The following is a 26,571-nucleotide window of genomic DNA, read 5'->3' as shown; positions in this document are numbered from 1 at the left end:
TTATTAATTTTGAAATTTAACTGAACTGCGTCTTCCGTTGCACTACACGCGGCATCCCCAAGGTAAATGCATAATACCTCCCAGTAATGGGTTAATGGGTTTTGATAGGGGTAATTTTGAGCCATCCAGTCCTTAAACTTTTCTTCGGCGCACTCTGCTTCCTAAGCTTATGCGGGGCGCCGCTCATAGGTTCAGCATTACCTTTAAATGCGGCTAACACGCAGCTGAAATTTGAACATATCCGCAGCGAAGAAGGCTTAAATCAAAATACAATTACCAGCCTGTTTATGGACAGCGCGGGTATGCTTTGGATTGGAACTCAGGACGGCCTACATAGTTACAATGGCTATAATTTCAATCTCTTTATTCATTCGCCAAATAATCCCAGCAGCATTTCAGAAAGCTTTATCTCAGACATTATTCAAGATGCGGAAGGCTATCTGTGGATTGGCACCTTTAGCCAAGGGGTTAATCGGCTCGATCTCAATACGGGGACCTTTGAGCGCTTTGGCCTTGAACAGGGCCTAACCGATCCTAGAGTGACCAAGCTCAATATTGTCGGCAATACGCTGTGGATTGGTACCCAAGGCGGGTTGTTTTCACTGTCGATTAAAACTCAGCGGATCACGCAAGTCTCCCTCGGCAACAGCGTCGAGCCACATATCACTAGCCTCGCCAATGTTGAAAACACCTATCTACTAGCGGGAACAAGGGCCAGTGGCACCTTTGCGCTGAGTTCAAATGCCATCACTAGGCTGAATGTGCCGCAGGATCTGACTGCCTACCAGATTAAAGCGAATTCGACTCGCGCCATCACCTTAGCGTTGGGCAATCAGCTATGGCATTACGATTTGGTTTCACACCAAGGAAGTATTCTCTGGCAGGCAGAGGACGATATTCCTTACCTCAAGGATTTTATTCAAACACCCCAAGGACAGTTTTGGGTGGTCGGTCCCGAAGCGGGTCTTATCCAGCTAGAGCGTGAGGCGGGGCGTTTCGTTGCGGCTTACCATAAATACGATATGCAGCGTCCCAACAGTATCAGCGACAATAATATCCTCTGTTTATTGCAAGACACCTTCGGCAATCTCTGGCTCGGGGGAAGTTATTCTGGCTTGAATAAGATCAACACCCGCCGACAGTACTTCCAACATCTGTTTGAATATACAACCGAATTACCTCAGCAGAGCAATAATATCCGCACCATTTTTCGTAGTCAGGATAAAGCACTGTGGATAGGTACCGAGGGCGCGGGCCTCAAGCGCTTAGCCTTCAATGCTAAACAATATGAACATTACACTTCGGCTTTTGCTAAGGCGCTCGGTAAAGAAACGCGCCATTTAAATCTTGTCCTGCGTGCGATCACCCAAGACAGACAAGGCGTGCTCTGGTTTGCCAGCAATTATGGCTTAGGGCGCTTAACCCCGAGCGGTGAATTTAGTCTGCTTAAGCTTACTCAAAGCCAAGATCCGGCCTCAGAAGCGAACTATATTCGTAGCTTAGAGCTGGATGCTCAGGGCCAACTTTGGGTCGCAACTTCCCACGCCTTGTATCGAAAGGCGCTTGAAAAGGATGAGTTTACCTCTGTCCCACTCACAGATATTGAGAATTTTCATCCCACACAAAACCTGCTGCTGATGCTCAGAGCCGATGGCAATACTCTGTGGATTGGTTCACTCAATGGTTTAGTTAAACTCGATATGCAAACGGGTCAAGGCCAAGCCTTTTACCATGACCCCGAAAATAAAAACACCATTATTAACAATCGGATTCGAGACGTTTTAGTCGCAAGCAATGGCGACGTCTGGTTCGCGACCCACGGCGGTATTAGCAGGCTATCGGCTCAAGCCGAGGATATGGTTTTTAGGGATTACACCCGTGAACAAGGCCTGCCGAGCGACACGATTTACGCCCTGCTCGAAGACGATGAGCACCATATTTGGTTCAGCAGCAATGCGGGCATCGGCAAGTTGAATCCGAGCAATGGCAAAATCATCAACTTCAACGAGCAAGAAGGTTTGCAGGCGTTGGAGTTTAACGGCGGCGTCAAACTCAAAGACAGCGATGGCGACCTCTGGTTTGGTGGCATTAACGGCATCAACCGCTTTAATCCTAAGGCGATACCCGACCAAAGAAGCGAAGCCAAAGTCGCCCTAACGGCCTATAAAATTGCGGGTAAGAGGCACACTATCCTCGATCTTAGCCATCCGCCTAAAATCCTGATGAACTATGACGACCAGCTCGTCAGCTTTGAGGTCACCTCACTCGATTTCAGTTACACGGGGAAAAATCGCTTTAGTTATTATCTCGAAGGGTTTGATAACCAATGGCATGATCTGCCCTCGGGGAATGAAATCACCTTTACCAATATCAATCCCGGCCACTATGTGCTCCATGTTCGCCATTCTTTGGAGTACAACAGCGAGGGCAGCTATGCGCTGCTGGTCGATTTAACGGTTAAAGCGCCCTTCTATCGCTCGCAAATTGCCTATGCACTCTATGTCCTGCTAGCACTTGGTCTACTAGGCTGGATAGTGTTGTGGCGTAAACAGAAGCGCGAACAACAACAAGAGTTTGAAACCAGCATCCGCGCCTCTGAAGAACGACTCAAACTGGCACTGTGGGCCTCGGGCGATGGCATGTGGGACTGGAATATCCAAGAACAGCAGGTCTATCGTACTCATACGGATATTCCGGTTTCCCAGTGGAGCAGCCACACGCTGCTGCACGACAATGCTCACCCAGAGGATAGAGAGCGCTTTAAACAAGTCTTGACCGACCATTTACAGGGGCGCACACCGTTTTTTGAAATGGAATATCGCATCGAGCATTCACCGGGCAACTGGTTGTGGATCCTCGAGCGCGGTAAAGTGGTTGAGACCAACACCCAGGAACAGCCCATTCGGATGACGGGCACCACCCGTAATATCACCTCCCGCAAGCTGATCGAGAATGAGCTGGTGCTCTCCTCCCAAGTGCTTAACAGCATGAACGAAGCCGTTGTAGTAGCAGGTTTAGACTATCGTATCCGCTCGGTAAACCCCGCCTTTAGCGCGATTACCGGATATTCGGAGCGGCAAATCAGTGATAAATATTTAATTCACTTAGCCTACAGCCGGCAGCAGCGAGATCTGTTCAACAGTATTGAGCAGCAACTGCTACGCCATAAACATTGGGCGGGTGAAATTTGGATCCGCAACAGGGCGCGTAAGGCAATTCTGGTATGGCTTGAGATCAACCAAGTGATCGATGTAAAAGGCGAAACTAGCCACTTTGTGGCGGTGTTTACCGATATCACAGAGCGTAAAAAGGCCGAAGAGGATCTCCGCTTCCTTGCCAGTTTCGACACCTTGACTGGACTGCCGAATCGCACCTTATTCCAGGACAGGCTCAACCACGCCATATCTCAAGCCCATAGGTCGAATAATATCGTCGCCCTGCTGTTTTTAGACCTCGACCGCTTTAAGCATATCAATGACTCCATGGGGCACCATATTGGCGATCTACTCCTCAAAGCCGTGGCCCACAGACTGCAAAATGCCGTTCGCGAAGGGGACACTGTGGCCCGCTTAGGTGGCGATGAATTTACTATTATTTTAGAAGGCGTGGCGAAAACCAAAGCGGCGACGCTGATCTCCGAAAAAGTGCTCAAGGCCTTTCAGGCCCCCTTCTTACTCGATGATAAGTCCCTAACCATTTCGACCTCGATTGGTATCAGCCTCTATCCCAACGATGCAGAAGATGTGGATTCGCTGATTAAGTTTGCCGACACTGCCATGTACCACGCTAAGGCACTCGGGCGGAATAACTTCCAGTTTTACACTAATAAACTCAATGAGATGGCAACACGCCATGTGCAACTCGAGGCGGGGCTTAAACAGGCCATTTCTCGCAACGAGTTAAGTTTGGTGTATCAGCCCAAATTCTGCCTGCGCAAAGGTTCTCTGACCGGACTCGAGGCGTTACTGCGTTGGCACCATTCCGAATTAGGCCCCATCTCGCCCGCCGAATTTATTCCGCTGGCGGAGGAAACCGGCATTATTAACCAGATTGGCCATTGGGTGATCAACCACGCCTGCCAACAGCTTGCCGAGTGGAGTGAGTTAGGTTTTGGCGATATCAGCATGGCAGTGAACCTGTCTGCGCGGCAATTGAAGGCCGATATTATCTCGACCATCGAAGTCGCTCTTGCGGTATCGGGCCTGCCCGCCAAGGCGCTCGAGCTGGAATTAACCGAGTCGATGATCATGGGTAATCCGCAAGAATCGGTAAATATCCTCTCTAAACTCAAGGCGTTGGGTTTAACCATCGCAGTGGATGATTTCGGTACTGGTTACTCAAGCTTGAGTTATCTAAAACGTTTCCCCATCGATACCTTAAAGATTGACCGTGAGTTTGTGCGCGACATTACCAATGACCCCGACGATGCGGCCATTACCAGTGCGATTATCGCCCTCGCCCACAGCCTAGAGTTAAATGTGGTGGCGGAAGGGGTAGAAACCCAAGAGCAGCTAAACTTCTTAGCGCTACAAGGTTGCGATCAGGTACAGGGCTTCCTGCTGAGTAAACCGCTCAGTGCCCAAGATTGCTTAGCGCTGTTGCAACAACGGATAAAATAAAACCAGATAAAAAATAAGGCTCCCTAAAGGAGCCTTATTTCATTGAATCATTTCACGATTAAGGTGCTACACGCTCAACACGTTTCACCCAACCATCAGGGCCTTGAACATGGCCTTTCTGGATATCGGTATAGAGCTTGTAGATGCGCTGAATATGCTCACCCACTTCACCGTTGCCCACGGTCACCACTCGACCATCTTCAAAAATATAGGAACCGACAGCAGACACTACGGCGGCCGTACCAAAACCACCTGCTTCGATAATCTCACCGGACTCGATATCGGCGATAAACTTATCCAGCATAACAGTCTCTTGGCGCACTTCGCAGCCGAGTAACTCACCCAGCTCCATAATGGATTGCGAGGTAATGGATTTTAAGATGGTATCGGTGAAGGTTGGAATAATCACTGTGCCGTCTTTCAGAATGTGGAAGTGGTTCATGGCGCCAGCTTCTTCAATCTGTTGGTTGTTGGCATCTAAATACAGCACCTGCGAAGCCCCAAACTGCGCGGCAGCCTTACCGGCACGCAATGAGGCGGCATAGTTACCCGCCGCTTTAGAGGCACCAGTACCACCCGACACGGCGCGATGGTAAGTCTTGCTGATCAGCAGACGAATGCCTTTATTCACACCCGCCGCGTAGTAAGCACCACTTGGGCTTAACACCACGCAGAAGGTGTAGCGCGTGCTTGGACTCACAGACAGACGGTCTTCAGTCGCAAAAATAAAGGGGCGAATGTATAAACAGGCACCTTCTTGCATCGGGAACCAGAGACGGTCTACGTCGATCAAGGCGTTGATCGCATCGATTTGCATCTGCTCATCGATATTAGGAATACAGACAATATCCGCAGAGCGATTCATACGCTCGGCGTTTTTGTTGATACGGAAAGTGTAAATTTCGCCATCTTCATGCATAAAGGCCTTGGCGCCTTCGAAGATTGACTGACCATAATGCAGGGCCATCGCACCCGGTGCCATTTCAAACGGACCGTAGGGCACAATACGCGGATCGCGCCATTCACCATCGCGATAATCCATTAAAAACATATGATCGGTTCTGAGGCTACCGAAGCCCACATTTCCTTCGGGCTTGAATTGCTCAGTACGGCGTTCGGACGCAGGTTTTAAATCGTATTTTATTTCCATCGCATACCACCTTGATTACTGAACAAGCAGACTAGGTAGCGGCAGGAATAAAGTCAATAGGTGAGATTAATCTAAAAGTCTTAGCCGATAAAATAAGCTGTTAAAAAGATGTCTTAACAACTTGCCGTTAGGTCAAATCGCCTCATTCACTTCCCCTTATTGACTTTGGATTTAGCCCTGCGGCGCCTCAAGCCAGCCGCCCACGGCTTGTGCGGGTTCTTCATTTAGCGTTAACCAGACCACCCACGCCAAACGGGGCGCGTTAAGCGTTGATGCGGGAATGGCATCGAGGGATTGGGTAAACTGCAGCGCTGGGTCTGTGGCGCCCGCAAACAAAGCCGTCGCGGGCAAAGATTGCAAACTCAGCACCACAAAATCATGGGGTAATTGTTTATGGCGATTCTCGCCGCGCTTTATCTCAGTCGTAAACCCCGAACCGACCAAGGCCAAGTGCAAACGCGCTTGATGTAAGTCTTTATCCTGCGACCAACTGGGCTGCGGTGCAAAACTCGCCTCAAGTTGCTGATTGGCGATGCGCACCTTAAGCACACCGACCTCAGACTGAGGCATAGCAAATATCCCGTTTAACTCACCCGAGAACCAACCACGCCATTCCTTAGCATTAATCACAAACTGCGGTGTATACACTTGCCGCGTATGCTTTTGGTTTAAATGCTGATATTGGCGCTCACTAAAAGCCCTTTGGCCAAAAATATCCTTCCACCCGAGGTAATCCCAATAGGTCACATGGAAGGCTAACGGAAAATATTTCTGCCATAGGTCGGTCTTATTAAATTGCTCAGCTAACCAAGCTTCGGCAGGCGGGCAACTACTGCAGCCCTGTGACGTATAAAGTTCGATAATATAAGGGCGAGTCACGGCACTCTGCGCTTCAAAAGGTGCCAAGGTTTGAGCAAACACGGGTTGCAACAGCTGCCAGAACAAGATGCTCGCTAATGGGATGCGTTTCATTATTTTTCCTCCCTTAATAGAGAAGAAGACCTTGAATCACATCCAAATCATTCACACTAGAGGAAAGATGATGTCTGACTATAAAATGATCCCCTGTGCCCACTACGACTATCTTGAGCTAGCGTGTATGCACGGCTATCGCCTCGACATTGAGCTGCAGGACGGCAGCCTATGCCAAGCACGGGCAATTACGACCCAGACCCACGCCGATAAGACCGAATGGCTGGTCGTCGAACATCAAGCTGGCCAGCAAACACTGCGGCTAGATAGCATTATCGCCATCACGCCCACGGGTCCCCATGCCAGTTTTGGCCGTGTTATGATTGCCAGCCAGTAGCAAAGGAGCATAACTCAATGGCAAGGATGATTCTGTTATTGGACTTAGGCGATTGGACTGGTGGTCACCACGGCCAATCACCCTACTTGGTGGAATTTGATAGCGAGCGGCTCGATTCCCCCTTTGACGTTAGCGAAGGTTGGGGGCACGGATTAGGCGGTAGCCGTTATTCGTTGGCACGGTTTGTTGAAACCGAGGATTATAGCCAACTCAAGCTTCACGCACCTTGGGCCGCGACCATTATAGAGCAAGGTTTACCAACGCTGGATATTGAGGCCATTTCCCAAGGCTTGCAGGCGCAGTATGCATCAAACAGCCCACATATCCCGGCAAACTTAGCCCGCTATTTCTAACTGAAGCGATTGTTATAACTAAAGATCGCGCTCTAATTGAAGGTCACGTTGCGTAACCTTGTCACGATAGATGTGCAGCATCATTTGAGGCTGCAAGGGTTGAGGACGAGTAAAGCCAAGTTCAACTTAGCTTTACTACTTACTGAGATAAGATAGCGAGTTACGCCTTAGCGACCGCTGCAATAACAGAAACTTCAACCAGATATTCAGGCTCGGCAATGGCCGCCTGCACACAGGCACGGGCTGGCGCATGACCCTGTGGCACCCAAGCATCCCAAACGGCATTCATGGTATCGTAGTCATTCATATCTTTTAAATAGATAGTGGCTGACAACAAGCGTTCCCGAGAACTGCCCGCCTGCGCTAACAGAGTGTCGACTTCCTCTAGCATAGTCGTCGTTTGTTCGGTGATGTTTTGATACTTATCCTTTGCCACTTGGCCACATAAGTACACTGTGCCTTGGTGGATCACTATGCTGCTCATACGTGTACCAACATCTAAACGGGTAATGCTCATAGGGATAATCTCTTAAATCAAATGGTTAATTCTGCGGGCATTCTACCCCGAAAGGCTCAGTTTGTCTGCGAACGTGCGCTCACCCAAGGTGGATAAAAGCGTGTCATTAAGGCCAATAACCCAAGCGCAGTACCTATGACCCCACACCACACGAATAGGGTTGCAACCGATAAGTTAACTAACTGAAATCCCACTAATGCCGCACCCGCCCCAATTAACGCAAAGGGCAGTTGAGTCACCACATGGTCATGGGGTAAGCAGCCTGAACTCGTCGCGCTCAACACGCTAGTATCGGAAATCGGCGAGCAATGATCGCCAAACACTGAGCCCGCCATCACAGCACTCAATACAGGCAACAGCAAGCTAGCATCCATGTTATGGGCAATTTCCCCGCCGATGGGGATCATAATCGCGAAAGTTCCCCAGCTTGAGCCAGTGGCAAAGGCCATGATAGCGCAGAGCAGAAACATCCCCGCCACCAGCAGACTCGGGGATAAATACAATTTAGCCCAACCCGCCAACAAGCTCGCCACGCCCAGATCTTGGATCACCGCGCCTATCATCCAAGTACAGAGTAAAATCGCGATGGCAAAGGCAATCATCCGCACCCCATGCGCCAAGTCCGCCAGCAGTTTCCCTATGCTTCGGCCCGACAGCATCAACAACACTAGAGTGACTAAGGTCGATAACAGACAAGCATCGCGCATCGCCGCGCCAATATCGGCCTTGGCTAACCAGGCCGAAATATCCCATGACGGCACCTGCTGCTCGCCAGACCAAAGAGTTAAACCGACTGAGGCGACCAGCAAGGTCAGCATAGGGATCGTAAGCAGCCAAGGATTGCCTTGGGAGGGAGTTAAACTTGGCTCAACGGGCTCAGCCGCCAATAGCGCCTTCTCGATGGGGCGAAATCCCATCCCAAACCAAGCCACAATCAGCGACAAGCCTAAGGTGGTTATCGCATAAAAATTGGATAGGGCGACGTCGATAAAGGCTTCAAGGGCAGATACGGGTAAAAAGCTGAGTCCCGCCAACAGCGCCATAACATAGGGACCCCAGCTAGAAAAAGGCAAGAGTGAACAGAGCGGCGACGCATTAGAGTCGACTAAATAGGCCAGCTGCGTCTGCCTGATGCCATAACGCTGGCTCAAAGGTTGGCACACATGCCCCACGGCGAGGCAACTAAAAATACCGTCGATAAAGACCAGCCAACCCAACATCACCACACCAATACGCGCCTGTCGTCCCGTACGAATACGTCGATATAGCCAATCACCAAATTGCTCTACCGCACCGCTTCTGGCGAGGAGCTGCGTCATGCTGCCCAGCAGTAACATGGCCATCAGCACGTTTAAATGCCACCACTGCCAAGCGTCTTGGCTGTAAAACTGCTTAGCGCCTATCTCCAAGAGATAGCCCAAGCTTTGCACTATATCGAACTGGGCAATGATTAAGGCGCCCGAGAGGATACCGACACCCAGCGCCACTAAGGTACGCCGCAGCCAAAGGGCTAACACTAGGGTTAATAACAGGGGAAGTATCGCAAGCAGATTCGGCGACATAGGCCTTTCCGATAATAAATAAACCCAAGAATACTAACGAGTTAGTAACAAATGCAAAAAAACTTAAATTCGCACGCAGTTATCGGGTATTTTTTGACCAAACGAAAAAGACTGCTATTCCTTATGCTCTTGGCACTGCTAGAATCACAGTCCCATCCAGAAACTATAGGACTCTCCAGATGAGCCTTGAATTACTGTCCAAACTGGAAACCAAGATCCAGGCTACACTCGAAACTATCGAGCTTCTAAAAATGGAGCTAGAGGAAGAGAAGCAAAAGACGTCGACCTTGAATGAGCAAAATCAACAATTATCTGAGCAAAACCAACAACTGCAACAAGAACTCGCTTCTTGGAACGACAAAGTCACTGGACTTGTTGGCCTGCTCAACAGTGAAATCTAAGCTGTTTTAGTTTGATGATTCTGCGATTCAATCAGTTCGTTCAGCTCTAAGATAGCCTGCTTCACTTTTGGCAGGCTTTTTCTTGGCAATAAAAAACGCCCCTTTTCAAATTCTAATCGACCTAAGTCTTTAACCCATATCACGCCAGTGAGAAAAATACGCGCATGCTTTGCAATAAGCTTCGGTGCGTATACAGGGAAAACTCTCATACAACCCCCTACATGCATTCTTGTTGTTATTGATTACAGTTGTTTGACAGAAGCATTACCTATTGAGTTTCATCTCTGATAGATTTTTTTCAAGATTTACAATTCAAACAGCTTAACCAAATGATTTAATTAAATAATCAGTTCAGTTTATCTTACAATAAACAAACGTCAAAAAATTGACTATTGACATTATTTTGACGCATCGTTAAATTAGCCAGGTTACTCAGGGTAAAAATGAGCCCTCTGGCTCAAGTCCGTACTTTCCGATTATCGGAAGTACGGTTTTTTTTTACTCTTTTTTGCCAAACACCTAAGTCCGCAAGCGGCGAGTTTAACTGTCACTACCAAGAGCTCAAGCTTCAGCCAATAAAAAAGGAGCGCTAGGCTCCTTTAATTTTATGCTCGCAGTATCAATCAGTTAGATTACAAAATGATGATAAAACGGCGGCAATCTGGTGATCATTACTGTTTCTTGGCTAAATAGTAAGCGATATCTAACAGTTCGTCGTAAGACTTGATTGCACCGGTTTCGACGCGGTACTTGCCATTCACCACTAAGGCAGGCACACCTGAAATCTTCGCGTTTTCAGTATCACGCTTCATCTTCGCCATTTGCGCTTTCACCATAAAAGAGTCAGCGGCCGCATCGAAGGCCTTGCCGTCTACGCCATTAGCCACGAACAAGGCGCGCACGTCATCACGGTTAGTGAAGTGTTGTTTCTTCTCATGGATGGCAGAAAATAGAGCCGCATCCATTTTCTCGTCCACATTCAATTGGTGTGCAACGGCAAAAGCGCGTGACATTTCTACGCCCATTTCCTTACCAATAAAGTCAACGTGGGCTTGGTTAAATGCCACACCTTCTGGCTTCTCAGCCAAAATTTTAGGCACCACAGTTTTAGAGAAGTTGAAGCAATGTGGGCAATAGAAAGAGAAAAACTCGGTGATTTCAGGCTTAGCTGTCGCTGGGCCGTCGTTAATCACTGTGTAGTGTACGCCTTCTTTGTACTCAACTGCCGATACAGTTAATGGAGCCAATAACAGCGCTGCCACCATAAGTAATGCTTTTTTCATGAATTTTCCTTAAATCAATTTTCAAAACTAGCTGGAGCCTAACATATTTCATTTTTTGAGTGTAACTCAAGCCGAGAGTTCAATCGGTTTGGGCTAATAGGCGCGTAATTCCACCCTGTTCACACATTTAGTAGGGGATCAGGCTCAGCGGCGGTTCATCGAGTGCCGCGAGTTGCTCCTTAAAGGCTAAGATCTGCTGCTCCCAATACTTTTCATCCCCAAACCAGGGGAAATGCATAGGGAAAGCAGGATCCTGCCAACGCCTGCCAATCCAAGCGTTATAGTGCACCATCCGTAATGCGCGTAGGGGTTCAATCAACGCCAACTGCCGAGTATCGAACTCACAAAACTCTTCATAGGCCTCGAGTAATACCTCGAGTTGCAGTTGCTGCTGCGCTCTATCGCCCGTCAGCATCATCCATAAATCTTGAATAGCCGGTCCCATGCGGGCATCGTCTAAATCCACAAACCCAGGCCCATCGGGTGTCCAAAGAATATTCCCCGGGTGTAAATCCCCATGCAGACGAATGGGCGTAAAGGATTGCTGCACCCAAATGCGATTCACCTTCGCCAGCACTTGCTCTACTACGGTAAAAAACGCGGGGCGCAGTGTGTTTGGCACTAAATCTGACTGCTTTAACCAGGCTAAAGGCTCATCGCCTAAGATCTGAGGATTCAGAGGCTCACGGGCCTTAAATGTCGACTGCGCGCCGTACTGGTGTATACGACCGATAAAACGCCCAACAAATTCCAACTGCTCTAAATTATCCACTTCAAAGGGACGACCGCCGATGGAGGGAAACAGTGCAAAGCGAAAGCCGAGGAAATGATGTAAGGTCTGCCCTTGCACAGATGCGGGCACCGCCATTGGGATTTCCTGCTCGGCAAGCGCGATGGCATAGTCGTGTTCTTCTTGGATCTGCGCATCGGTCCAACGATCGGGGCGATAAAACTTCACCACATAGCGTTGCCCTTCATCGCTGCGAAATTGATACACGCGGTTTTCGTAGCTATTGAGCGCGAGTAGGCCTGTCTCTGGATACACCCCAAGACTCTCGATCGCATCTAAAATCAAATCCGGCGTTAAGGCTTGAAAGTCAAAGGCTGCGCCCGAATGCGCATCATCAACGACGCCCTGAGATGGGGCTAACTTATCTTGGCTCATTGCGACTCTCTCATACATAGGACTTTAAAAGTGTGGCAAGGTATTCCAGCACCTCAAAATCGGCCTCACGTTCCACACTCAGCCAACAGATATTGCCGTAAAACTCATAATTGAGCCAAAGCGAGGTGCCCTCAAACTCCAATAGCCATTGATGGCGATCCGCGCCCCATTGGCGCTCGCGCACTCGGCAGTCTAAGGCATGGGCTAGTGGCTCGGCAAAGGCCTCGAAATGGTCAAAATCGATATCGCCGCTCACACTTAAGCTTAACGCGGCTCTATCTAATTGAATGGCTTCTAATTTCATCTTTACTTCCATCAACTACTGCACGACATAATCAGCCCTTGTCCCCAATCGGGTGGACGCTTGGCTAGATCTTCATGCTCAACTTGTTCGGCAAACGGCTGGCGCAATACTTGATGCAAACGCTCTAGCGGCGCAAGATTCCCCTCCTCCACAGCAATAATGGCCTCTTGAGCCAAATAGTTGCGCAGAATGTACTTGGGATTGACGCTATCACGCGCCTGTTGCCATGCCTCAACATCGGTAACTTTACCCAGCCGTGCCTGATAGGTCTGATACCAAGCATCAAACTCCTTGAGATCGATAAAATCATCCCGCAGCGACGAGTGCACACAGCTTGGGTCAAGCTGACCGAAGCGGCGCCACGTGTTGCTGTAATCCAGCTGATTTTTCTCCATCAGCACGGTAAAGCGGCCAATCAGTTCTAAGTCCTGCTGATCCTGCTCGGCTGTCGAATCCACTCGCTCAGTCAATCCCAACTTAGCGCGCATCAGCATCAAATAATGCTGCACTAGAGCATGTTGATATTGATTCAAGGCGGCAATTAGATCATCGGATGGGATCACTGGCGTCAACGCCTGCGCTAAACGTTGCAGGTTCCACAGGCCAATGCCGGGCTGCTGACCAAAGGCGTAACGCCCTTCTGGGTCGGAATGATTGCAAATAAAGTCTTCTTGGAAGGTATCGAGGAAGGCAAACGGGCCAAAATCGAAACTGTTCCCCAGAATCGACATATTGTCGGTATTCATCACCCCGTGGGCAAAGCCGATAGCCTGCCAATGGGCGATGAGCTTAGCGGTATCTTGTACCACCTGCAAAAACCAGGCTTTATAGCCCGCCAGATCGCAGCTCAAATGCGGATAATGCTGCCTCAAGGTAAAGTTGAGTAACTGCGTGAGCTTATCGGCTTGACCACGCTCGCTATGGCAGAAAAATTCGAAATGACCGAAACGGATATGGCTGCGCGCCAAACGCACGGTAATGGCTGCGGTTTCTTGGCTCTCACGCCAGACGGGCATATCAGAGCCGATCACTGCCAATGCTCGGGTCGTCGGCACGCCTAAATGATGCAGCGCTTCAGAGACAAGAAACTCCCGCACCGCAGAGCGCATCACGGCTCTGCCATCGCCATGGCGAGAATAGGGCGTCGGCCCACCGCCTTTGAGTGCCACATCCCAAGCGCCTTGGGGGCCTAATGCCTCACCCAAGATAATCGAGCGGCCATCGCCTAATCTGGGCGTATAGCCACCAAACTGATGGCCACTGTACACCTGCGCATAATAACTTGCGCCCTCAACGGCCGCGTTACCCGATAATCCCTGCAATAAGGCATCCGTCGGCTGCCGTAAGTCGATTAGCTTGGCGGCATCCTCGCTCCACGCCAGCCAATGGGGATTACTTATCCCCTGCGGATAGACTTGAGCGTAAAACTCAGGCAACTGGGTAAAAAAATCCTGTTTAAACTTCATCAATGCTTTCCCTATTGAACGAGCTGCTTACACACGAGCACGGACTTGTCGTTAAACTCGCACTGCAGGCCGCATTGATAGACGCCGGCACCACTGGCCTCGAAGCCACTCACACCCGATCCCGTTAAGCGTTGTAACCCTTGGGCTTTGCGTTGGCATTGTTCGAGAGTGTCGTAATAACCATTGATATCATCGGTTTGTAATGGCGTCGTTGGCAGTGAGGTCGCCGTAGGATAATAGAATAGCGTCCATTCAGGGGTTTTAGTGCAGTCACTCAAGCCAAGGCTGAGGCAGGCAAACAAGATGGCCAAGGATAATTTCATTTTGCCGATTCGGTTAAAACAGCTCGCAACACACTTCATAAAAATAGCCCATAAAAAAAGCGAACCTTAGTTCGCCTTTTGCGCGGTAAGTATCAGGATTCTACACGGCTTTACCCAGTTAAATAACCGCTTTTCGGCTAAGGGTATCTCAAGCGCATCGTTAATCGCGTTTGAGTACCAAAGGCTCGAATCCTACAATCGCGAGCAGACAACGACCTTAGGCCGTCGCCGCTTTCGCCTGCGCCTTCTCGATACGGCTAATTCGTCCTTCAAATCCCGTGACTGTGCCATCGGTTAAACCAAGTTTGATCGCCTCTTGGCAGAGCGCAATCGCTTTATCAAAGTCTTGGGTATCATTTAACAGGGTCGCGAGCTGCATAAAACCAGGGGTTTTAAGCTCAAGATCTTTGGGCTTTTCGGCATTCGCACTGTGGAATAATGCAAGATACAACTCATGCAGCGCTGCACCATAGGCTAAATATTCGGCCGACTTGCGCTGCTTGTAGCACTCGGCAATCACGTTTTGTAACGCGTTATAGCGCGCCAATGCCGTCTCTGCACTTTGGTATTCTTCTACCGCACGTTGCAGGGTCACGTTTGCCCAAGAACCAAGTTCTGCAAGCGAATCATCTTTTACCAAGTGAGTGCTTGCCACCTCAGGCGAACTCTCGGCGCTTTCTTTAGCCTTAACTGGGGTGTCGACGACTACAGGCTCTTCTTGGGCCTCACTCGCCTTGGTGACCGGAGCTTCATCCTTAGGGATTGTAGAGTCTTTATCGGCATCGGCAGAATGGACATCGGCAAGGATAATCACACTCTTTTCATTACTAGCGGCTGGGAGCTCGACATCGATAATATCTTCGCTTATCTCGACCCGACTCGCCGGCTCAACGTCCCTTGGCATTAATTCAACTTCGGGTGCTTTAGCCTCAGAAGCATCTGCTGACTCGTTCGTCGCAGCAGGAGCAATGTCAGGCGTAGGTTCAGCCTCATCGGGCGAAGCGCTTGTATCCCTTGTCTTTTCGGTTGATTTCTTCGCCATCATTGCTTCTTGTTCTTCCTTCGCCAAACGCTGGGCACGACGAAATAAAAACACTCCGATAGCGATCAGTATAAAAACGACAACGACCTTCATTCTTCTTCACCTTTAATGGCTGCTTCCCATCAGAAGCGATTGCAGTTGGCTTGCCAGGGCGACTCAATAACCTGAAGCTGACAAGGGATCCTGTCCAAAAGTTGAGCAGAGATTAACCGCTATTAAAGTCCATAGTGTCTGTGTAAATCAAGTATTTATGCCGTTTTATCCGATCTTGCACGCAAATCGATAGGCGCAATTCGGCTAGACTGTAAGGGTTTATGACCATTTGCAAAAATTAAGGAAAGCCTAATGCAAAACATTCTGATCGTTGCCCACGCCAGCCCCTATGGCACTGAAAAGCTCTTCAATAGCCTACGTATCGCGTTGGCGCTGAAGGACCAAACCGAGCAACAAGTTGATTTAAAAATCTTTTTAATGTCAGATGCGGTGTTTGGCGCCCTTAAGCATCAAACGACTCCAGACCTCAGTTACAATCTACAACAGATGTTTGAGATCCTAAGCGCTCAGCAAGTCCCGATTTTACTCTGTAAAACCTGCGCCCAAGCGCGGGGCGTTAACCCCGATATGCTGCTCGAAGGTGCCGAAATTGGCACTTTACAGGATCTCACCCGCTGGACGCTGGCCGCCGATAAGGTGATGCATATTTAAAGTCTCATTTTGTGCGCATCTTCATAAATTGACACTTCAATTTTGAACAAGCCCGCGCCGCTGCTTATGATGGGATTATCCGAGTAACAGACTAAGGTATTCCCATGGACTCAGCGGCCCTACTCACAGGTAAACTGCGCTACGAGCATGAAACCATTAGCGCGATGGCGAAGATCTATTGCAAAGCTAAGCACCAAGGCCAAACGGCATCCGGCCTGTGTGAAGAGTGTTTAGCGCTGCTAGAGTATGCCGCCGTTCGCCTCGATCGTTGCCCCTACGGACAAGATAAACCCACCTGCAATAAGTGCCCAGTGCACTGCTATAAACCGGCGCAAAAGGCGCAGGTCAAAGAGATCATGATTTTCGCTGGCCCACGAATGCTGTTACCGCATCCCATTCGCGCAATCAAACACTTACTGGCAGAGCGTCAGCCAGTACCCGCATCTGTACCCGAGGCGGCATCTAATCGCCATCAACGCATCGCAATTTCACAGAAAAACCTTTAGTAACACTTTTGCACCTCGAAATTCCCTGTTATAACAAGGCGTCGAGGTGCTTAAAATGAACGAATTTAATACGTTTTTTGCTCAAGCCTATTGGTGGTTATCCTTATTTGGTGGCTTACATTGCCTCGCGCTAGCTATTTATATTCGCTACTTCTACCACTCAAACAATAACCAAAAACTGCTTGCTGGCTTCTTGAGTCTTATCGGCTTGTACTTCCTGACGGGCATGCTCAACCGCGATAACACGCCTATCCCTATCCATGTGTTATTTAACCTGATCACCCCGATTTACTTCTTACTCATGCCGTTGCTCTACCTCTACTGCAAACGCAGTCTAGAGCAAAACACCTCACCCATTGGCTTTTCGCGGCATTATTGGCCAGCACTACTCACCCTATGCTTGGCCATGATTGATATCGCGGTGCGGTTGAATCTACACAAAAATGCGATTTGGTTTGAGGCAGAATTCTTTAAATATCGGCAAGATATCGATTTCAGCCACTGGAGCCTCGCCTTACCGCTACTGCTGTTTATCCAGACAGCAACCTATTTTGTTGCACTCTGGCGACTGTTCCAACGGCATAAACTGCGCCAGCAACAGAATAACGATGCACCGCAGCAAACCTTAAAACTGATCCGTTTCCGCTGGTTGTTCGGCCTGACCTTAGCCATGCTATTTAACTGGTTGTTAAGGGTATTTGTGGTAGTGCTCCCCTTTTATCTTGGGGATTCACTCTCGACCCTATCCCATGCGCTGCCACGCTTAAGCCTGCTGTTAAGCTTTTACCTGCTGGCGGCTTATGGCCTCAAGCAGATCACCCGCACCGCCTATCTCAGGGGACATATGTCGGCCCCACAGCCAAAGGCAGAGCCTCAATCTTCTGAGATACTCACGCCCGAAGAGTTTGAATTCCTGCAACAACTGCAGCAGGAATCGACCGATAACAAAGAAAAATCGACCGATACGCCCCCAAAGCCACAGAACTAAATCAGCACTTGGTAATCAAAACTGGCAATATGCCACACCGAATAAACTGAACCCGAGCTGACACAAATGCAGCTTTAGGCTGTCATTTGTTAAAACAAAGGGTAGTCTGATGGAACCGAAGAATGAAGGAGGAACGCCATGAAATCATTTTTATCCCTTATCGCCGCATCAACCTGCCTGATTGCCAGCTTTATGGCACCCGCGGCTCAAGCCGATGATAGCTACACCGAGGCTTTAAATAATTTTCACCAAGCAAAGGAAACCCGCAAATTTTTTGATACCGCCTATGGTTATGCCCTCTTCCCCACTGTCGGTAAAGGCGGAATTGGTATTGGCGCCGCCTACGGCAAAGGTCGCGTCTTTCAAGCGGGTCAATATATGGGAGACTCTAGCCTGACCCAGCTCTCCATCGGCTTTCAGTTAGGCGGACAAGCCTACAGTGAAATCATCTTCTTTAAGGACGCCAAATCCTACAACGAGTTTACCAGTGGCAGCTTTGAGTTTGATGCCCAAGCCTCGGCCGTTGCGATTAACATGGGCGCCAACGCCAAAGCGGGCACCACAGGTAACTCGGCAGGTGCTGGCCAAGCAGGTGGGAATCAATCGGCAACCGCAGCCTATATCAATGGTATGGCGGTATTCACGGTAGCCAAGGGCGGATTAATGTTTGAAGCCGCACTGGCGGGACAATCCTTCTCCTTCGAGCCCAGAGGCAACTAAGCTTTAGTCGTGTCGTCCCCATAAAAAAACCTCCAATCCCACAGGGTTAGGAGGTTTTCTTTTATCCTCGATTGCGCTTACTCATGTCCCCAAGGGGCTGGCGGCAACGGCTGCGGTTGGCTCAAATCAAAATCCACTTGGAAATGACGATTCTCGCGGGTCAGCAGGTAGCTGAAGGTACTAGGCGTAACCTCCATATGCCACACATTGGTGACTGACTGGGTCAGGCCGTTCTGCATAAAGTTATCAATCGATGCCTGATCGATAGGGAATGACTGTTTTTGGCTGCTGCCGACACTCGCCGTATCGCCGCCATACATAGTCACTTTATCTTCCGTTCCGTCTTGATGGCGGTGATCATGCTTTAACCTTAAGCCTTGAGCCGTTTTCGTGATCACCCAAGTACGGGAGTGGTCATCACCCACATGGAAGGGGATTTTCAGCTCAGTGTCACTGCATTCGCGCACATGCATCACCAGCGCTTTATCACGAAAAGCCGCATCGGCGCTGTCCGTTGACACCACTTTACCTGCAAAGGCTTTACCGCAATGGGATGCTAATTGATTGAAGAAAGTCTCTTGCACCATGGCAAGTGTAGGTTCGGTTGCCGCATTGGCAAATACTGGCGTCGCCAGCATAAGGCCGACGATTCCAAGGCGTGATAGGGTGATAGTTTTCATTATGTTTTCCATGGAAAATTCGATGAAAACACGCTAACACAGGGGAATAAATTTAAACTTAATTCCCCTGTTTAGCTTAGAGGTGTTACCAACCGATATACAGGCGTGAACGGCTGCCTAAACGTTTTTTGATAAAGCGAGCCGTGATAATACTGCCCACCATCAGGAAGGTAAAAATCGCTGCCGAAAACAGGATACTGGTGACCCAAGACCCCGGCGGTAAGCGATAACGCAACACAGTGGCGACCGTATTAAACAACATGTCGAATAACGGGTGGATGAAGAAAATCGCAAAGCTCATCTCGGCGGTTTCGACTAACCAAGGGATGCGGCTGCGTTTCGACAACCAATCACAGAAGTTAAGCACTAGCACACACAGACTCAGCTTTTGGATAAACTGCCAATCGATACCGTTATATTCAAACGGCGCCTTATGGTAGTTACCAATGTGCTGCACTATGTAACTTTGCTCAACCAGACTCACAATCAGGAAGATCACCGCTAACGCACTGAAAATAGAGCCATAGCGCGTCACAATATGTTCATCTTGGGAATATAAAATACCAATCAAATAGAAAGGCATGAAATACACCACCGAGTGGATAAAGTTGACGTTACCTATGGGTCGGTGGAGCAGAATCGCCACCACACAACTCAGCACGAATAGGGTCCAACGCATCTGCTGCGAGCAGCGGATAAACCACAAAAACACTGGCGAGAATAAAAACACCGCCATGATAAAAGGGATATACCAGTGCGGATACAGGATATAGCCGTTACGCACGGTATAGAAAACGCTCAACAGTAGCTTATCAAGCGACTGATGTTCCAAGAAAAACCAACGTAAACACAAGAAGAACAAGCCAACGGCAGAGACAACCAAAAAGGGATAAAGTACGTTTTGCACTTTATTCTTCATAAACTTGCCGTAATCGAAGTCTTTGTAAAAAATCCGATGGAAAAAATAACCAGAGATAAACACGAACAACGCCGTGCCACCCCTGAGTAAATTTTCCAGCAATAACGGAAACCCTTCCCCAGAGTTATAAATACTGTGGCCAAGCACGATAAAAATAATCGCGATGCCGCGCATGTAGGTAAATTCGAGCTGATTTTTTCTCATATTAATTCATCGCACAGTAGAGGGTTCTTCCCTCAACAACACTTGCAGAAACCCGGATGGTGCCATGGATTTCCGGCTCATTGAACACCAAATACTGACCTTCGCGCTGAAAGGTGAACCCCAAAGGTAACAGAGTTGCGGCTTCAATGCCCTCACAATAATTCTGTAAGGGCACATCCAACAACGGGCTGCCACTCACATTTAAGTTACTGAATTGTGAACTCATACCTAAATAGGCTTGGGTCATTTCCTCTTGATAGGGCACCACATAAAACCCAGAACGCACCTCGCCCACGTCGATAAAACTGCTGCTATCACTCACACTCGGCATGACCAATAAAGGTACTTTCGGGTCCTGCACATCCTTAAGTAACTGGGTCAGTTTTTGCTCCGTGGCCGGATAGTAGGCCAGCATGTCCTGCAGCCGTTTCTTCTGCGCCATATTCTGAGCAACAGGCGGAGCAATCGGCTTGATTCGACTCAGCAGTAAATCCACGGGCAACATGCCCGACATCACAGACTCTTTCCACACATAGGCATCTTGAGTGCTATCGAGCAATATGCCAGCCAGCGCGCCGATATTCTCGGCCTCGGCGGTCCAGCCGCCAAGCATTTGCTGTTGTTGATAATAATCCTGCACGTACTGCAACAGGATTTGCTGATAGCCGAGGTAGGACTGGTTTTGACTTAAGAAACGCGCACCCGCGATTAACTCGACATAACGCGCGCTGCCTTCGACTAAGTCATTTACATAACTGACTTTATCTTCGTTAGGCGCCGTTTGCCGCCACACTTGTAGCCAGTAAGCGGCATAGCCTAAATACTGCGCCTGCTGCTCGGGTTGTTTTAAGGCCGCCATCAAGGCATTAAACAGTTGTAAACGGTAATAGCGAGCATCTAGGTTAAGTGGATAAACCTCGCCTTCATATCGACGCGCATCCTCTAACACTCGCCACTCGGATTGGGCATAAAAATGAAACGCCTCGTGCACACTGTTGCCAGCCCAAATCACAAAAGGTAAATCGGCGGTTTTAGTCGTACTGTCGAATTGAATCGTCGGCGACTCGAGCTGGATAAGCACACCCGCTTGCCCTTGATATTGCGGGAAACCAAAGTTAATCGACAACCCAGAGTGCAAGTTAACCGACTCTAACACGCTGTTATCTTGGATAATTTCACCGCCGGGTTGGCGTAACCACACATTGCCTGCATAGCTAAAGAGATGCACTTTATCGTCGAGACGAAATCCTGGCCACAGGGCTTCACTCTGGCGACTGGTCTGAGCCATAAAATCGAGGTACAGGCGGGCGAGTTGTTCTGGCGAGGCCTTATCGGCGAACACGGGGGTGGCGGCAGAGACTCCTAAAAACCACAGGATCACCGCCATAATATTTTTCATTTAATTGCCTAAACACACAATGGGTTCACAAAACAGCGCTAGCATATAGCGCAATTAACCAATAGTGAAACGTTTCACAAAAAATATTTTTACCCTTAAAAAACGTGGGTAAAGCCTATTCATTAACCACTAATAAAATCATATTTTTAGCCTAAAAGATGCCGCCATTTTCGCGACTAAGGCTTAGGCTCAGCGGGCTCATCACCAAACCACTGCGCCAACTTATCCGCCGCTTGGGATTTCACCTCATCATCAATATAGAGCATAACCATAGTGAGCGCCGCCGCTAAGGCGCCCAAGTCATCGGTAAAGCCCACTAAAGGTGTCAAATCCGGGATCGCATCCAAGGGCGAGATAAAGTAAGCCAAGGCACCAAAAATCAACGACTTAGCCCGCTTAGGCGTATTGGGCTTTTGCGCCGCATAATAAAGCCACAGGGCACGCTCAACCACTTCACGCCCGGCTTGGCGACCAAACAGTTTGATTTTGTTCCAAAAACCAGTTTCAGTGAATTGTTCTTCTGCCATGTCGACTCCTTGTAATGACGATTAACGTTGCTCACAGTGTACGGCGATACGCGGCGGGTGTCAGGCCAAAGGCCTGTTTAAAGCGTGCCGAGAATTTTTCTGCCGACAAATAGCCGCAGGCCAAGGCGATTTGCAGCACGGAATCCGTAGAGTTTTGCAATAGTGTTAGGCCCTGACACAAACGCACTTCGGCGAGCAATTGCCTAAAGCTAGTGTCTTCCTGCGCCAGTTTACGTCTTAAACTGGCACTGCTCATATGCAACTTATCGGCGATTTCCTCTTGCTGCCATTGGGCTGAAGGATGTTGTCCCAATAAGCCCAGCACAGCTTGGCTCACATTCGCAGGTTTATGACTGTAAAGCCAATTGACGCTCGCTTGCTGCGGCAGACTGAGCAGCAAGGCGGCTAAATAATGCATCTGCACCGACATGGGTAGCGCCAAGGTCAGGCTGTGCAATAGCGCATTCCAGGCAAAATCGACCGAGCGTGAAATCGTTTGCGTGGGTTTAGGTATCACCCTGTCGGTCGCCGCCAGCATAACGCCCGAGGGCAACTCATAGGGCAAGATGAGTTGCACCGCTCGATAGCGTCCGCTCATCGGTCGATTGACGAAGCTGATATGGCATCCGGCGGGTAACAATAATAGCTGCTCGGCATTCACGGCGAGGGCATCATCTTGCCAGAGCAGCGATTTCTCCCCTTGGATCACACGGATAATCGAGGGCTGATGCACAGGTACCCGCGAAAGTGACTGCGCCAGTTTAGAGTCGTATTCAAACATGCGGATCATGCATCAGCCCTGCACTATTAACGCTGATACACAGCGGTCAGCTTAGCGCTACCTAGGGCCTGTGCATTAAGCATAAAGCCTAATAGCGCAGGAGATGCCTCTTTAGGTAACTCTAATGGCGAGGCCAGCGCCCACACAGTAAATATATATCTGTGCATGCCATGCCCCTGCGGCGGGCAAGCGCCACCAAAGTCTGTGGTGCCAAAGTCATTCTTTAGCGCAATCGCTCCTTTAGGTAAGGCATTGGCTTTAGAGCCCGCACCTTGGGCTAGCTGTTGTTGATCGCCGTTAATATTGTAAACGGCCCAGTGCCACCAACCACTGCCTGTAGGCGCATCGGGATCATAGGCTGTCACCGCATAGGCTTTTGTGCCCTTTGGCGCGTCGCTCCAAGTGAGTTCGGGAGAAAGATTCTCGCCATTACAGCCAAACCCATTAAAAACAAATTGATTCGATAATTGCTGACCTTCGCCAATATCTTTACTCGATAAGGTCATGGCCTGCGCCGAGCTGAATGCCGCCGTTAATAAGCCAACTCCGACTATCCACTTATGTAAATGCATCATCTTTATCTCCTTTAGGTAACAGGATTAATTTACGTCAGTCTTAAGTGACAAACCTGCCTCAAAACGCCAAGTTTCTTCCCTAAATGCTCAAAATTGAGAAAAAGTGTCGACTTTTTGTCATCTTCAAGCACTCAAGTGATTTTGTAAAGACTTTATCTGCATTTTTATTCAAATATGCCGTACCTTATAAAACACCAAATGAATTAATACAGTGATTAGAGCGAAATTAGATATTTACCCTTTATTAATTTATGCAGTTTTTGATTTTTAAATTAATTTGACAATATTTACTTTCGTTATTTAGATAATGATACTTAAGGATGATTGACTGTATTTAAATAGATAGGAAATAGTAAAATAAATAATTACAGTTAATTAAAAATAAGACACAGATCATATTTTTATTGATAACACATAGATAAACTCCATACCGTAATAAAACGTATCAATCATTTTCTCTAATCTCATAGTGGAGTTGTATATGAAGAGGAAATCAAAAATCATGGCACATATCCGGCGCACTAGACATATCATGATGCCTAGCCAACGCGACTATTTCGACCATTCATACATCTTCCTTCGCTAATCTTCGCGTAGGTAGTAGGCCAATTAACAGGTCTAAAGTGGTATTGCCCTTGTAAGCGCATACACTTATCGTACTGTTTTTGCAGGTTTATTATCTCGCATCTAAATCAAAGCATTCTTTAGTCAGTGCAGTCAAGCTGCGGCCAAATAATTCTCTCGGAATAAATATCTCTATTTTATTCTTGGATGATTTATAGCCTCATCATATCTGCACACGGAATAGCCATATCTAATTTAATGCCATTAATATTTTTTAATTAGGTATAGGCCAAGTTGTATCCAAAACTTTTTAAAGTAAAAGGGAAATTAACGATGAAATCATTAAAAGTTGCCGCCAGCTTATCTGTTAGATCATGTTTTGAAATAGACAGAGAAGTCGTCAATGTATTAACCACAGATTTTTGCGATGTGGGCGCGGCTGTAGTCTCTGTTGATGATGTTAGAAATGGTATTGTTGAAAAAATTAAAAATACCGGATTAAAACTGCCTATTTTCGTATCCGTTTGTTGTGAAGAAACCTTCCCAGATGATATTTGCTCTTCTATTACTGGGGTATTTGAGCTCTGCGGTAGCAATACCGATTTCTATGGCAAACAGGTCGAAACCGCCGTCCAAAAATATGAGCAAGCCCTATTACCGCCGTTCTTTGGCACACTGAAAAAATACGTGGAAATGGGCAACTCCACCTTCGCCTGCCCAGGCCATCAGGGTGGTCAATTCTTCCGTAAACATCCTGTGGGTCGCCAATTTTTCGATTTCTTTGGCGAAACCATTTTCCGCTCAGATATGTGTAATGCCGACGTTAAACTCGGCGATCTGTTAATCCACGAAGGTGCGCCGTTGGATGCACAAAAATACGCGGCCAAGGTCTTTAACGCCGATAAAACCTACTTTGTGCTCAACGGCACTTCTTCTTCAAACAAAGTGGCGACCAACGCACTGCTGGCGAAGGGCGACCTGGTATTATTCGACCGTAACAACCATAAATCCAACCACCATGGCGCGTTAATACAAGCCGGTGCAACACCGATTTATTTAGAAACCGCCCGTAACCCCTTCGGCTTTATTGGTGGCATCGATGCCCACTGTTTCCAAGAGTCTTATTTAAGGGAACAAATCCGCACCGTTGCGCCTGAGCGTGCCGATGAACAACGTCCATTCCGCTTAGCGATTATCCAGCTGGGCACCTACGACGGCACTATCTACAACGCTCGCCAAGTCGTTGATCGTATTGGTCATCTATGTGATTACATCCTGTTTGACTCAGCTTGGGTTGGTTATGAGCAGTTTATTCCTATGATGAATGACTGCTCGCCTCTGCTGCTCGAACTGACACCTGAAGATCCCGGTATTATCGTGACTCAGTCAGTGCATAAACAGCAGGCTGGCTTCTCACAAACCTCGCAAATTCACAAAAAAGACTCACATATCAAAGGCCAAGCCAGATATTGCAACCATAAACGCTTCAACAACGCCTTTATGATGCATGCCTCTACCAGCCCCTTCTATCCGCTGTTTGCCGCATTGGATGTGAACGCTAAGATGCACGAAGGCGCCAGCGGCCGTTATCTGTGGCGTGAAGCGGTCAAAGCCGGTATCGAAGCTCGCAAGTTACTGCTCAAAAAATGTAAATATATCAAGCCATTTATCCCTAGTATGATCGAGGGACGCCCATGGCAGGATTATCAAACCGAACAAATGGCCGATGATTTACGCTTCTTCGAGTTTGAGCCAGGACAAAAATGGCACTCCTTCGACGGTTACGAAAAAGGCCAATATTTCGTTGACCCTTGTAAGTTCCTATTAACCACGCCAGGTATCGATGCCGAAACCGGTAAATATACTGAGTTTGGTATTCCAGCGACTATTTTGGCTAACTTCTTACGTGAAAATAATATTATTCCCGAGAAGTGCGACTTAAATTCGATTTTATTCCTGATGACGCCTGCGGAAGATATGGCAAAGATGCAGCACTTAGTGTCGCAAATATCTCGCTTCGAAAAATTAGTCGACGAAGATGCACCATTATCTGAAGTATTACCTAACGTCTATAACGCCAATAAAGCCCGTTATAAAGACTATACCATCCGTCAATTGTGCCAAGAAATGCATAACCTTTATGTCAGCCATGACGTAAAACAACTGCAAAAAGAAATGTTCCGCCAAGCGCATTTCCCAACCAAAGTGATGGACCCACAGGAAGCCAACCTCGAGTTTATCCGTGGCAAAGTGGAGTTAGTGCCACTGTCACAAATTGAGGGACGCATTGCCGCAGAAGGTGCATTGCCTTACCCACCAGGGGTGTTATGTGTGGTCCCAGGTGAAATATGGGGCGGCGCGGTACAACGTTATTTCTTAGCCCTTGAAGAAGGCATCAACTTATTACCCGGATTCTCCCCTGAATTACAAGGTGTTTACCTCGAAAACACCCCAGACGGAAAAATCAAAGCCCTAGGTTATGTATTAAATAAATAATTGAAACCCGACT

General features: G+C 48.3%; 27 protein-coding genes. 10 read left to right on the top strand and 17 right to left on the bottom strand.

Features of this window, described 5'->3' with window-relative positions:
• The first annotated feature begins 101 nt into the window (after nt 1–101).
• Nucleotides 102–4,619 (top strand): EAL domain-containing protein, encoded by a 4,518-nt coding sequence (locus B5P39_RS16215; RefSeq protein ID WP_088212266.1) that lies wholly within the window; start codon nt 102–104, stop codon nt 4,617–4,619.
• A 58-nt stretch (nt 4,620–4,677) separates the two neighbouring features.
• Here B5P39_RS16215 and B5P39_RS16210 read toward each other — a convergent pair whose 3' ends face one another.
• Together B5P39_RS16210 and B5P39_RS16205 are read right to left on the bottom strand one after the other, a co-directional pair.
• Nucleotides 4,678–5,769 (bottom strand): branched-chain amino acid aminotransferase, encoded by a 1,092-nt coding sequence (locus B5P39_RS16210; RefSeq protein WP_088212265.1) that lies wholly within the window; start codon nt 5,767–5,769, stop codon nt 4,678–4,680.
• Nucleotides 5,770–5,940: 171 nt separating this feature from the next.
• Nucleotides 5,941–6,741, bottom strand: a complete 801-nt coding sequence (locus B5P39_RS16205; protein ID WP_088212264.1) for a DUF1223 domain-containing protein — start codon at nt 6,739–6,741, stop codon at nt 5,941–5,943.
• 70 nt (nt 6,742–6,811) lie between these two features.
• Here B5P39_RS16205 and B5P39_RS16200 point away from each other — a divergent pair, with 70 nt between their 5' ends.
• Entirely contained in the window at nt 6,812–7,078 is a 267-nt protein-coding gene (locus B5P39_RS16200; RefSeq protein WP_176399972.1) for a Rho-binding antiterminator, read from the top strand.
• Nucleotides 7,079–7,095: 17 nt separating this feature from the next.
• A complete protein-coding gene (locus B5P39_RS16195; protein ID WP_088212262.1) occupies nt 7,096–7,431 on the top strand; it encodes a hypothetical protein in 336 nt (111 codons plus the stop codon).
• 160 nt (nt 7,432–7,591) lie between these two features.
• On the opposite strand, the gene B5P39_RS16190 is transcribed toward B5P39_RS16195, so the two are convergent.
• The gene (locus B5P39_RS16190; protein ID WP_088212261.1) at nt 7,592–7,948 is read right to left on the bottom strand and encodes a RidA family protein; all 357 of its coding nucleotides are present in this window, start codon (nt 7,946–7,948) and stop codon (nt 7,592–7,594) included.
• 56 nt (nt 7,949–8,004) lie between these two features.
• Nucleotides 8,005–9,510 (bottom strand): Na+/H+ antiporter NhaC family protein, encoded by a 1,506-nt coding sequence (locus B5P39_RS16185; RefSeq protein WP_088212260.1) that lies wholly within the window; start codon nt 9,508–9,510, stop codon nt 8,005–8,007.
• Between the two features lie 179 nt (nt 9,511–9,689).
• On the opposite strand from B5P39_RS16185, the gene B5P39_RS16180 reads away from it, so the two are divergent.
• Nucleotides 9,690–9,911, top strand: coding sequence for a cell division protein ZapB (locus tag B5P39_RS16180; protein ID WP_086903028.1), 222 nt, complete (start codon nt 9,690–9,692; stop codon nt 9,909–9,911).
• Here B5P39_RS16180 and B5P39_RS16175 read toward each other — a convergent pair.
• From B5P39_RS16175 to B5P39_RS16145, 7 genes are all read right to left on the bottom strand, one after another.
• A complete protein-coding gene (locus B5P39_RS16175; RefSeq protein ID WP_011624366.1) occupies nt 9,908–10,120 on the bottom strand; it encodes a DUF1107 domain-containing protein in 213 nt (70 codons plus the stop codon). The genes B5P39_RS16180 and B5P39_RS16175 overlap by 4 nt on opposite strands.
• A gap of 462 nt (nt 10,121–10,582) precedes the next feature.
• Nucleotides 10,583–11,194, bottom strand: a complete 612-nt coding sequence (locus B5P39_RS16170) for a thiol:disulfide interchange protein DsbA/DsbL (protein ID WP_086903027.1) — start codon at nt 11,192–11,194, stop codon at nt 10,583–10,585.
• 127 nt (nt 11,195–11,321) lie between these two features.
• The gene (locus tag B5P39_RS16165; protein ID WP_088212259.1) at nt 11,322–12,359 is read right to left on the bottom strand and encodes a serine/threonine protein kinase; all 1,038 of its coding nucleotides are present in this window, start codon (nt 12,357–12,359) and stop codon (nt 11,322–11,324) included.
• A gap of 10 nt (nt 12,360–12,369) precedes the next feature.
• Nucleotides 12,370–12,663: a DUF3630 family protein gene (locus B5P39_RS16160; RefSeq protein ID WP_086017278.1), complete on the bottom strand. Its 294-nt coding sequence runs from the start codon at nt 12,661–12,663 to the stop codon at nt 12,370–12,372.
• A gap of 11 nt (nt 12,664–12,674) precedes the next feature.
• Entirely contained in the window at nt 12,675–14,129 is a 1,455-nt protein-coding gene (locus B5P39_RS16155; RefSeq protein WP_088212258.1) for a protein adenylyltransferase SelO, read from the bottom strand.
• An 11-nt stretch (nt 14,130–14,140) separates the two neighbouring features.
• A complete protein-coding gene (locus B5P39_RS16150) occupies nt 14,141–14,452 on the bottom strand; it encodes a hypothetical protein (RefSeq protein WP_176399970.1) in 312 nt (103 codons plus the stop codon).
• Between the two features lie 217 nt (nt 14,453–14,669).
• The gene (locus tag B5P39_RS16145) at nt 14,670–15,587 is read right to left on the bottom strand and encodes a hypothetical protein (protein WP_088212256.1); all 918 of its coding nucleotides are present in this window, start codon (nt 15,585–15,587) and stop codon (nt 14,670–14,672) included.
• A 252-nt stretch (nt 15,588–15,839) separates the two neighbouring features.
• Between B5P39_RS16145 and B5P39_RS16140 the strand changes: the two genes are divergently transcribed.
• The 4 genes from B5P39_RS16140 (at nt 15,840) to B5P39_RS16125 (ending at nt 18,413) form a co-directional block, all read left to right on the top strand.
• Nucleotides 15,840–16,199 carry a DsrE/DsrF/TusD sulfur relay family protein gene (locus B5P39_RS16140; RefSeq protein WP_088212255.1) on the top strand — a complete coding sequence of 120 codons (360 nt, stop codon included), beginning with the start codon at nt 15,840–15,842 and terminating at the stop codon, nt 16,197–16,199.
• A gap of 104 nt (nt 16,200–16,303) precedes the next feature.
• Nucleotides 16,304–16,705 (top strand): nitrous oxide-stimulated promoter family protein, encoded by a 402-nt coding sequence (locus B5P39_RS16135; protein ID WP_011718580.1) that lies wholly within the window; start codon nt 16,304–16,306, stop codon nt 16,703–16,705.
• Between the two features lie 55 nt (nt 16,706–16,760).
• Entirely contained in the window at nt 16,761–17,693 is a 933-nt protein-coding gene (locus B5P39_RS16130; protein ID WP_088212329.1) for a hypothetical protein, read from the top strand.
• Nucleotides 17,694–17,831: 138 nt separating this feature from the next.
• Nucleotides 17,832–18,413, top strand: coding sequence for a lipid-binding SYLF domain-containing protein (locus B5P39_RS16125; protein WP_088212254.1), 582 nt, complete (start codon nt 17,832–17,834; stop codon nt 18,411–18,413).
• Nucleotides 18,414–18,490: 77 nt separating this feature from the next.
• Here the strand turns inward: B5P39_RS16125 and B5P39_RS16120 are convergent, their stop codons facing one another.
• The 6 genes from B5P39_RS16120 to B5P39_RS16095 form a co-directional block, all read right to left on the bottom strand.
• Nucleotides 18,491–19,093, bottom strand: coding sequence for a hypothetical protein (locus B5P39_RS16120; protein WP_088212253.1), 603 nt, complete (start codon nt 19,091–19,093; stop codon nt 18,491–18,493).
• An 85-nt stretch (nt 19,094–19,178) separates the two neighbouring features.
• Nucleotides 19,179–20,216, bottom strand: a complete 1,038-nt coding sequence (locus tag B5P39_RS16115) for an acyltransferase family protein (RefSeq protein WP_088212252.1) — start codon at nt 20,214–20,216, stop codon at nt 19,179–19,181.
• 1 nt (nt 20,217) lies between these two features.
• Nucleotides 20,218–21,615, bottom strand: coding sequence for a hypothetical protein (locus tag B5P39_RS16110; RefSeq protein ID WP_011718600.1), 1,398 nt, complete (start codon nt 21,613–21,615; stop codon nt 20,218–20,220).
• A 176-nt stretch (nt 21,616–21,791) separates the two neighbouring features.
• Nucleotides 21,792–22,142, bottom strand: coding sequence for a YkvA family protein (locus B5P39_RS16105; RefSeq protein ID WP_088212251.1), 351 nt, complete (start codon nt 22,140–22,142; stop codon nt 21,792–21,794).
• Between the two features lie 31 nt (nt 22,143–22,173).
• Nucleotides 22,174–22,932, bottom strand: a complete 759-nt coding sequence (locus tag B5P39_RS16100; protein ID WP_088212250.1) for a helix-turn-helix transcriptional regulator — start codon at nt 22,930–22,932, stop codon at nt 22,174–22,176.
• 17 nt (nt 22,933–22,949) lie between these two features.
• Nucleotides 22,950–23,498: a YbhB/YbcL family Raf kinase inhibitor-like protein gene (locus B5P39_RS16095; protein WP_088212249.1), complete on the bottom strand. Its 549-nt coding sequence runs from the start codon at nt 23,496–23,498 to the stop codon at nt 22,950–22,952.
• A gap of 481 nt (nt 23,499–23,979) precedes the next feature.
• Here B5P39_RS16095 and speFL point away from each other — a divergent pair, with 481 nt between their 5' ends.
• Both speFL and speF read left to right on the top strand, forming a co-directional pair.
• Nucleotides 23,980–24,084, top strand: coding sequence for a leader peptide SpeFL (speFL, locus tag B5P39_RS25185; protein ID WP_011624389.1), 105 nt, complete (start codon nt 23,980–23,982; stop codon nt 24,082–24,084).
• A 311-nt stretch (nt 24,085–24,395) separates the two neighbouring features.
• Nucleotides 24,396–26,558: an ornithine decarboxylase SpeF gene (speF, locus tag B5P39_RS16085; RefSeq protein ID WP_088212248.1), complete on the top strand. Its 2,163-nt coding sequence runs from the start codon at nt 24,396–24,398 to the stop codon at nt 26,556–26,558.
• Nucleotides 26,559–26,571 lie beyond the last annotated feature (13 nt).

It is taken from the genome of Shewanella sp. Shew256 (assembly GCF_002196695.1).
Classification (GTDB): domain Bacteria; phylum Pseudomonadota; class Gammaproteobacteria; order Enterobacterales; family Shewanellaceae; genus Shewanella; species Shewanella mangrovisoli.
Note: the sequence above shows the minus strand (reverse complement) of the source record. Positions and strands in the feature narration are given on the sequence as shown.

Bases quoted from the DNA above. Each gene is read 5' to 3' on its own strand.
- B5P39_RS16165 (WP_088212259.1), bottom strand. From the start codon at position 12,359: ATGAGCCAAGATAAGTTAGCCCCATCTCAGGGCGTCGTTGATGATGCG.
- B5P39_RS16170 (WP_086903027.1), bottom strand. From the start codon at position 11,194: ATGAAAAAAGCATTACTTATGGTGGCAGCGCTGTTATTGGCTCCATTA.
- B5P39_RS16180 (WP_086903028.1), top strand. From the start codon at position 9,690: ATGAGCCTTGAATTACTGTCCAAACTGGAAACCAAGATCCAGGCTACA.
- speF (WP_088212248.1), top strand. From the start codon at position 24,396: ATGAAATCATTAAAAGTTGCCGCCAGCTTATCTGTTAGATCATGTTTT.
- B5P39_RS16195 (WP_088212262.1), top strand. From the start codon at position 7,096: ATGGCAAGGATGATTCTGTTATTGGACTTAGGCGATTGGACTGGTGGT.
- B5P39_RS16175 (WP_011624366.1), bottom strand. From the start codon at position 10,120: ATGAGAGTTTTCCCTGTATACGCACCGAAGCTTATTGCAAAGCATGCG.
- B5P39_RS16205 (WP_088212264.1), bottom strand. From the start codon at position 6,741: ATGAAACGCATCCCATTAGCGAGCATCTTGTTCTGGCAGCTGTTGCAA.
- B5P39_RS16155 (WP_088212258.1), bottom strand. From the start codon at position 14,129: ATGAAGTTTAAACAGGATTTTTTTACCCAGTTGCCTGAGTTTTACGCT.
- B5P39_RS16105 (WP_088212251.1), bottom strand. From the start codon at position 22,142: ATGGCAGAAGAACAATTCACTGAAACTGGTTTTTGGAACAAAATCAAA.
- B5P39_RS16130 (WP_088212329.1), top strand. From the start codon at position 16,761: ATGAACGAATTTAATACGTTTTTTGCTCAAGCCTATTGGTGGTTATCC.
- B5P39_RS16095 (WP_088212249.1), bottom strand. From the start codon at position 23,498: ATGATGCATTTACATAAGTGGATAGTCGGAGTTGGCTTATTAACGGCG.
- B5P39_RS16145 (WP_088212256.1), bottom strand. From the start codon at position 15,587: ATGAAGGTCGTTGTCGTTTTTATACTGATCGCTATCGGAGTGTTTTTA.
- B5P39_RS16110 (WP_011718600.1), bottom strand. From the start codon at position 21,615: ATGAAAAATATTATGGCGGTGATCCTGTGGTTTTTAGGAGTCTCTGCC.
- B5P39_RS16200 (WP_176399972.1), top strand. From the start codon at position 6,812: ATGTCTGACTATAAAATGATCCCCTGTGCCCACTACGACTATCTTGAG.
- B5P39_RS16125 (WP_088212254.1), top strand. From the start codon at position 17,832: ATGAAATCATTTTTATCCCTTATCGCCGCATCAACCTGCCTGATTGCC.
- B5P39_RS16100 (WP_088212250.1), bottom strand. From the start codon at position 22,932: ATGATCCGCATGTTTGAATACGACTCTAAACTGGCGCAGTCACTTTCG.
- B5P39_RS16185 (WP_088212260.1), bottom strand. From the start codon at position 9,510: ATGTCGCCGAATCTGCTTGCGATACTTCCCCTGTTATTAACCCTAGTG.
- B5P39_RS16135 (WP_011718580.1), top strand. From the start codon at position 16,304: ATGGACTCAGCGGCCCTACTCACAGGTAAACTGCGCTACGAGCATGAA.
- speFL (WP_011624389.1), top strand. From the start codon at position 23,980: ATGAAGAGGAAATCAAAAATCATGGCACATATCCGGCGCACTAGACAT.
- B5P39_RS16120 (WP_088212253.1), bottom strand. From the start codon at position 19,093: ATGAAAACTATCACCCTATCACGCCTTGGAATCGTCGGCCTTATGCTG.
- B5P39_RS16115 (WP_088212252.1), bottom strand. From the start codon at position 20,216: ATGAGAAAAAATCAGCTCGAATTTACCTACATGCGCGGCATCGCGATT.
- B5P39_RS16160 (WP_086017278.1), bottom strand. From the start codon at position 12,663: ATGAAATTAGAAGCCATTCAATTAGATAGAGCCGCGTTAAGCTTAAGT.
- B5P39_RS16150 (WP_176399970.1), bottom strand. From the start codon at position 14,452: ATGAAATTATCCTTGGCCATCTTGTTTGCCTGCCTCAGCCTTGGCTTG.
- B5P39_RS16210 (WP_088212265.1), bottom strand. From the start codon at position 5,769: ATGGAAATAAAATACGATTTAAAACCTGCGTCCGAACGCCGTACTGAG.
- B5P39_RS16140 (WP_088212255.1), top strand. From the start codon at position 15,840: ATGCAAAACATTCTGATCGTTGCCCACGCCAGCCCCTATGGCACTGAA.
- B5P39_RS16190 (WP_088212261.1), bottom strand. From the start codon at position 7,948: ATGAGCATTACCCGTTTAGATGTTGGTACACGTATGAGCAGCATAGTG.